Origin of the sequence: Streptomyces sp. NRRL WC-3549, assembly GCF_000721935.1 — a bacterium.
GTDB lineage: Bacteria > Actinomycetota > Actinomycetes > Streptomycetales > Streptomycetaceae > Streptomyces.
The window spans coordinates 157,321-164,175 of record NZ_KL585391.1 but is presented as its reverse complement, the minus strand read 5'-3'; the positions used below and the strand labels follow the sequence as shown (position 1 = coordinate 164,175).

Annotated in this window: 4 protein-coding genes and 1 pseudogene; all 5 read left to right on the top strand. The window is 73.2% G+C overall.

Annotated elements, in window-relative coordinates:
* The first annotated feature begins 314 nt into the window (after positions 1-314).
* On the top strand, positions 315-3,182 hold the full coding sequence (leuS, locus tag IH13_RS0109325) for a leucine--tRNA ligase (RefSeq protein WP_031082778.1): 2,868 nt from the start codon (positions 315-317) through the stop codon (positions 3,180-3,182).
* Between the two features lie 146 nt (positions 3,183-3,328).
* Complete coding sequence (locus IH13_RS0109320; RefSeq protein WP_031082777.1) at positions 3,329-4,069, top strand: hypothetical protein; 741 nt, start codon at positions 3,329-3,331, stop codon at positions 4,067-4,069.
* A gap of 155 nt (positions 4,070-4,224) precedes the next feature.
* Positions 4,225-5,055, top strand: a complete 831-nt coding sequence (locus tag IH13_RS0109315; protein WP_031082775.1) for a DegV family protein — start codon at positions 4,225-4,227, stop codon at positions 5,053-5,055.
* Between the two features lie 726 nt (positions 5,056-5,781).
* Positions 5,782-6,549 (top strand): ComEA family DNA-binding protein, encoded by a 768-nt coding sequence (locus tag IH13_RS0109310; RefSeq protein ID WP_082317549.1) that lies wholly within the window; start codon positions 5,782-5,784, stop codon positions 6,547-6,549.
* A pseudogene (locus IH13_RS0109305) lies at positions 6,546-6,855 on the top strand (MBL fold metallo-hydrolase); the annotation flags it as partial. The gene IH13_RS0109310 and the pseudogene IH13_RS0109305, both read left to right, overlap by 4 nt.

Here is a 6,855-nt window from a genome sequence, read left to right as displayed (position 1 = left end):
GGAAGCGGGTCATCCGAATCGGGTGACCCGCTTCTCGTTGTGGCCGGTGAGGTGCGGCCGGTGGGGCCCGGAGCCGGGCGCGGAAGGGCGGACGCCGCTCCGAAGCCGTGCGGTACCCTGGCGCCATGCGTGCCGTACGCCTTCTGCTTAGCGAGCCGCGCTGACGACTACCGACCGGTGAGAACGCCTGGTCGGACTCGGCGCGGCGTCCCCTCCTGTGCGAGGGGATTTTTCGTTTCCGTAGACGTGTGTCCGTAGACGTGTGTCCGTGGACGTGGGCGCCGGCAGATGACGATCGATGGAGCTTGAGGATCATGAGCGAGACGAACACCGCGGCCGAGGTGGCCGCGCCGCACCGCTATACGGCAGCGATGGCCGCCGACATCGAGGCACGCTGGCAGGACTTCTGGGACGCCGAGGGGACGTACGAGGCGCCGAACCCGACCGGTGACCTGGCGGGCGATCCGGCACTGGCCGCCCGGCCCAAGAAGTTCATCATGGACATGTTCCCCTACCCGTCGGGTGCGGGCCTGCACGTCGGCCACCCGCTGGGGTACATCGCCACCGACGTCTACGCCCGCCACCAGCGGATGACCGGCCACAACGTCCTGCACACCCTGGGCTTCGACGCCTTCGGCCTGCCGGCGGAGCAGTACGCGGTCCAGACGGGTACCCACCCTCGGATCTCGACCGAGGCCAACATGGAGAACATGAAGGCGCAGCTGCGCCGGCTGGGTCTGGGCCACGACAAGCGCCGTTCCTTCGCGACCATCGACGCGGAGTACTACAGGTGGACCCAGTGGATCTTCCTGCAGATCTTCAACTCCTGGTACGACACCGAGGCCGGCCGGGCCCGCCCGATCGCCGACCTGGAAGCCCAGTTCGAGAGCGGTGAGCGCGCCACTCCGGACGGCCGCGCATGGGCCGCGCTGAACGCCGCCGACCGCGCGGACGTCCTGGGGCAGTACCGCCTGGCGTACGCCTCGGACGCGCCCGTCAACTGGTCGCCCGGGCTGGGCACGGTGCTGGCCAACGAGGAGGTCACGGCCGACGGCCGCTCCGAGCGGGGGAACTTCCCGGTCTTCAAGGCCAAGCTGCGTCAGTGGAACATGCGGATCACGGCCTACGCCGACCGGCTGCTGGACGACCTGGACGACCTGGACTGGCCCGAGGCCATCAAGCTGCAGCAGCGCAACTGGATCGGCCGCTCCGAGGGCGCACGCGTCGACTTCCCGGTCGACGGGGCAGGTGACATCACCGTCTTCACCACCCGGCAGGACACGCTGTTCGGCGCCACCTACATGGTGCTGGCGCCTGAGCACGACCTGGTGGAGCGGATCATTCCGGCGGCCTGGCCCGAGGGCGCCCACCCCGTGTGGACCGGCGGGCACGCCTCTCCCGCCGAGGCCGTCACCGCGTACCGCAAGCAGGCCGCGGCCAAGTCCGACGTGGAGCGGCAGGCGGAGGCCAAGGACAAGACGGGCGTCTTCACCGGCGCGTACGCGACCAATCCCGTCAGCGGCGAGAAGGTCCCGGTCTTCATCGCCGACTACGTGCTGATGGGCTACGGCACCGGCGCGATCATGGCCGTACCGGCGCACGACGCGCGCGACTTCGCGTTCGCGCGCGCCTTCGAGCTGCCGATGCGCTGTGTCGTCGAGCCGTCGGACGGCCGCGGCACGGACCCCTCGGTGTGGGAGGACGCCTTCTCCTCCTACGAGGCGAAGCTGGTCAACTCCGCGAACGACGAGGTCTCCCTGGACGGTCTGGGGGTCGTCGACGCCAAGGCGAGGATCACCGAGTGGCTGCAGTCGCGCGGCGTCGGTGAGGGCACCGTCAACTTCCGGCTGCGCGACTGGCTGTTCAGCCGGCAGCGTTACTGGGGTGAGCCGTTCCCGATCGTGTACGACGAGGAGGGCATCGCCCACCCGCTGCCCGAGTCGATGCTGCCGCTGGAACTGCCGGAGGTCGAGGACTACTCGCCGCGCACCTTCGACCCGGAGGACGCCGACACCCAGCCCGAGACCCCGCTGTCCCGGAACGCGGACTGGGTCAACGTCACCCTGGACCTGGGCGACGGGCCGAAGAAGTACCGCCGTGAGACCAACACCATGCCCAACTGGGCGGGTTCGTGCTGGTACGAGCTGCGTTACCTGGACCCGTACAACGACCGGCGGCTGGTCGACCCGGAGGTCGAGCAGTACTGGATGGGGCCCCGGGAGGGGCAGCCCAGTGGTGGCGTCGACCTGTACATCGGCGGTGCGGAGCACGCCGTGCTGCACCTGCTGTACGCCCGTTTCTGGTCCAAGGTGCTGCACGACCTGGGGCACATCTCGTCCTCCGAGCCGTTCCACAAGCTGTACAACCAGGGCATGATCCAGGCCTTCGTCTACCGGGACGGCCGCGGGATCGCGGTCCCGGCCGCCGAGGTCGAGGAGCGCGACGGCGCGTACTACCACCAGGGTGAGAAGGTCAGCCGTGTCCTGGGCAAGATGGGCAAGTCGCTGAAGAACGCGGTCACGCCCGACGAGATCTGCGGCGAGTACGGGGCCGACACCCTGCGGCTGTACGAGATGGCGATGGGCCCGCTGGACGTCTCGCGCCCCTGGGACACCCGTGCGGTCGTCGGCCAGTTCCGGCTACTGCAGCGGCTGTGGCGCAACGTCGTCGACGAGGAGACGGGTGAGGTCACCGTCGTCGACACCGAGCCCGGCGAGGACACGCTGAGGGCCCTCCACAAGGCGATCGACGGAGTGGGCCAGGACATGGCCGGAATGCGCTTCAACACGGCCATCGCCAAGGTCACCGAGCTGAACAACCACCTGACCAAGACGGGCGGTCCGCTGGAGCGGTCGGTCGCGGAGCGGCTGGTGCTGCTGGTCGCGCCGCTGGCCCCGCACGTGGCGGAGGAGCTGTGGCGCAGGCTGGGCCACAGCGACTCCGTCGTGCACCAGGACTTCCCCGTCGCCGACCCGGCGTACGTCGTGGACGAGACCGTGACGTGCGTGGTGCAGGTCAAGGGCAAGGTCCGGGCCCGCCTGGAGATCTCCCCGTCCATCTCGGACGAGGATCTGGAGGCGCTCGCCCTGGCCGACGAGAACGTCGTCGCGGCACTGGACGGGGCCGGGATCCGCAAGGTGATCGTGCGGGCGCCGAAGCTGGTCAACATCGTGCCCGCGTAGCGGCGTTTCCGGCCGCCGGCACGGGCGGGCCAGGGCTTTCCCCTACGGGCAGGTTGGGGGTTCCGACGGAACCCTTGGCCTGCCCGTTCCGTTTACGGTAGAAGAGCGACCGCACACCGGCAGCCGCAGATACCCGAGGGGCGTTCATGGAAGCCGCGATCCTGATCCTGACGCTGCTGTTCGTCGCGTTCGTCGTGCTCGGGGTGTACGTCGGTGTCAGGACGGTGCGGGCCGCCAAACGGGGTGTGGACCGCACGATCGTCCAGGCCCGCCGTTCCGTGGAGGACACCGCGCTGCGGGCCAAGAGCTACGGCCAGCCGGGGGTGGCGGGGGAGCTCGCGCAGTTGCGGCTCGCCCTGCGGACCTCGATGCGGGCGACCCAGGACGCGTTGAACGCCGGGGTGGCGGAGGACGCCTCCCTGCGTGAGTCCCTGGGGCTCTTCGAGCGGCTGAGCGTGCACGGGCGGGAGCTCGACGAGGACCTCAAGCGTCTGGAGCGCGAGCCGGACCGGGCGACGGTGGCCACCCTGCTGCCCGGCCTGAAGGAGCGCACGGAGCGGATCACGCACTCCGCCGAGTCGTTGCGCTGGGCGGCACGTGACCGGGCGCGGCGGTTCGCCGACGACGACCTCGCGGCGCTGAACGCGCAGATCGACGTGGAGGCGGGAGCCCTCCGGCACTGGACGACGGACGGGCCGGCGGCGGACGGCGACGGGCGCGGGCCCCGGCAGAGCGGCCCGGCGCGCCAGGCCCCCGGCGGTGCGGAGCGTGACCGGAGCGGGCCGGCCGGTACGGACGTGCCGCAGGCTCTGACCCGGCCGGACCCGGGGGCGGCCGGCGGCCGGTACCCCTGGCAGAAATCCGCCAGGCCGGAGACCACGAACTGACACCGGCCGGGCACGGCCGGACCGCGTTCCGGGCGCGCGTGCGGACGTCGGCCGCGCACGGCCGCCCGGAGAGGCCGGGCCGGAACGACCCGAAATGACCAGCGGAACGGGCCCGGGCCGCCCTGCGCCCGCTTGGGGAAGGTAATCTCCGGCTCATGTCCCGCCATGTCGCGATCGTCACCGATTCCACGGCCTACCTGCCGCACCAGACGATGGAACGGCACGGCATCAGCGCTGTGCCGCTCACCGTCGTCCTGGGCGACCGGGCCTTCGAGGAGGGGACGGAGATCTCGGCCAGGTCGCTGGCGCAGGCACTGCAGAAACGCCACTCCGTGACCACGTCCCGGCCCAGTCCGGAGGTCTTCGCCGCCGCCTACCGCGCCGCGTCCGAGGCGGGGGCGTCCGACATCGTCTCCCTGCACCTGTCCGCGGAGATGTCGGGCACCTACGACGCCGCGCTGCTCGCCGCGAAGGAGGCGCCGGTGCCGGTGCGCGTCGTCGACACCGGAATGGTCGCCATGGCCCTGGGCTTCTGCGCGCTGGCCGCCGCCGAGGCCGTCGAACAGGGGGGCGGTCCGGACGAAGCGGTCGCCGCCGCGGAGAAGCGGGCGGCCGGAACCTCCGCGTACTTCTACGTCGACACGCTCGACTACCTGCGCCGGGGCGGGCGGATAGGCGCCGCGCAGGCGCTGCTGGGGTGTATAAGAGACAGGTTGGAGGGCGGGCGCATCGAGTCGCTGGAGAAGGTGCGGACGGCCTCCAAGGCCCTCGCGCGGCTGGAGGAGATCGTCGCGGAACGTGCAGGGGCGGACGGGGTCGACATCGCTGTGCACCATCTGGCCGCCCCCGACCGCGCGGAACGGCTCGCGGAGCGGCTGCGGCAGCGGGTACCGGGCCTGGCGGAACTCCATGTGAGCGAGGTGGGCGCGGTCATCGGCGCGCACACCGGGCCGGGGCTGGTGGGCGCGGTCGTGTCACCGCGCTGAACCCGACCTCACCCCTGCGAGTGGCGAAAGTATTCACAACCAGCGGGTTATCCACCGTTTTTGGTGCTGCTCAGCGCGTTTCCACAGATGTGTCTAGCGTCGGCCGACATGACCCTCCGATCAGTCGACGCATCCCGTCGTGTCCTCGCCGCCGTCAGGCCGAGCGGCGCCACCGATCAGCCGTCCAGCCGTACGGGCGGCTCCCGGCCCGGCCCGCCGGGCCCTGCCCGGACGGGGCCGGGCCCAGGCGCGGCCGCACGGCTCCGCGCGGACGCGCTGATGGCGGGCGGTCGTGCCGCCGGAGAGAGGGCCGGCGGGGCTTCGCCGGGTGTGCCTGCGGGAGATCGGGCGGCCGGGCCCGCAACGGACGCCCGGAGTGCCCCCGCCGGGCCCGCAACGGACGCCCGGAGCGGACCCGCCGGGCCCGCGGCGACACCCCGTGCGGGGTCGGTGCGGGGCACGCGGGCGCCTGAGACGGCTGCGGCGGGGAGGAGGGCCGGGGCGCCCCCGGGCGCCGGCGGCGGCCGGGAGGGGCCGCACCCGGGCGTGGGGGACCGGGCGGACGGGGCCGGAACATCGCCGGAGGCCCGACTCTTCCCGGGGGCCCGGGGAGCGCGCCCGGTCCCTTCCTGGGCCTCCGTCGCGGCGCCCCCTCCCACGGGCACCGCGGGGCCCTTCGGTGCCCGGGAGGCCGGACCTCCTGCGCCGGAGCGGGGAGCGCCGCACATGGCCCCACCGGTGCGGATCGGCCGGTGGGGGGCGGTCGGTCCCGCCGTGCGTGACCGGTTACCGCTGTGGCTCCAGCTCCGGTGCTCGCTCGAACCGAGATCGCTCGCCGCGCTGGCCGTCGTGCTGATCGGCGCGGCCGTCCTCGCCGCGACCCACTTCTGGTCGGCCCGTCCCGAGGCGGTGGGCGCCCCGGAGCGTGTGCAGGAGGCTGCGGCCGTGGGGGCGCTGGTGCCCTCCGCCGACTCCGTTCCGTCCGGTCCCCCCGGTTCCGCGACCGCGCCGGGCGCGGGGGACTCGGCCGCCGCGCCCGGCGGCCAGATCGTCGTCGACGTGAGCGGCAAGGTGCGCAGACCGGGGATCCAGCGGCTGCCGTCGGGCTCGCGGGTCGCCGACGCGCTGAGCGCCGCCGGAGGAGTCCGCGAGGGCGCCGACATGACCGGGCTCAACCGGGCGCGCGTCCTGACGGACGGTGAGCAGGTCCTGGTCGGCCTGCCGGGAGTGCAGCCGGCACCCGGCGGAACAGCCGGAGGGGCGACGGCCGGGGGCGCCGGCGCGGGGCAGCCCGGACCGGAGACGCCGGTGAGCCTGAACACGGCGACCCCCGAACAACTGGAGAGCCTGCCCGGCGTAGGCCCCGTGCTCGCCCAGCACATCATCGACTACCGCACCGAGCACGGTGGTTACCGCTCCGTCGACGAACTCCGCGAGGTCGACGGCATCGGCGACCGCCGGTTCGCGGACCTGCGTCCCCTGGTCAGGCCATGACCGCTCCCGACGTCCACACCGCATCCGGCCGCAGGCTGGGCGCGGCCGATCCGCAGCAGGAGGGGCCGCTCGACCTCAGGCTCGTCCCGCCCGCCCTGGCGGCCTGGGCCACCGCCGCACCGGCCCTGGACGCCCCCGGCCGCTGGGTGGCCGTGGGGGCGGCGCTCTGCGCCTGCGCCGCCCTGGGGATCGCGGGCGGAGCGTGGGCCGCCGGCCGGGCGGCGCGGGCCCGGGCCGGACGCGGCGGCGGAGCCCGCGCGCACCCGTGGTGGCGGAGCCCCGCCACGGCCGCCGTGCTGCTCTGCG

Excerpts from the sequence above, each read along its gene's own strand:
- leuS (WP_031082778.1), top strand. The coding sequence starts at position 315 with ATGAGCGAGACGAACACCGCGGCCGAGGTGGCCGCGCCGCACCGCTAT.
- IH13_RS0109320 (WP_031082777.1), top strand. The coding sequence starts at position 3,329 with ATGGAAGCCGCGATCCTGATCCTGACGCTGCTGTTCGTCGCGTTCGTC.
- IH13_RS0109315 (WP_031082775.1), top strand. The coding sequence starts at position 4,225 with ATGTCCCGCCATGTCGCGATCGTCACCGATTCCACGGCCTACCTGCCG.
- IH13_RS0109310 (WP_082317549.1), top strand. The coding sequence starts at position 5,782 with ATGGCCCCACCGGTGCGGATCGGCCGGTGGGGGGCGGTCGGTCCCGCC.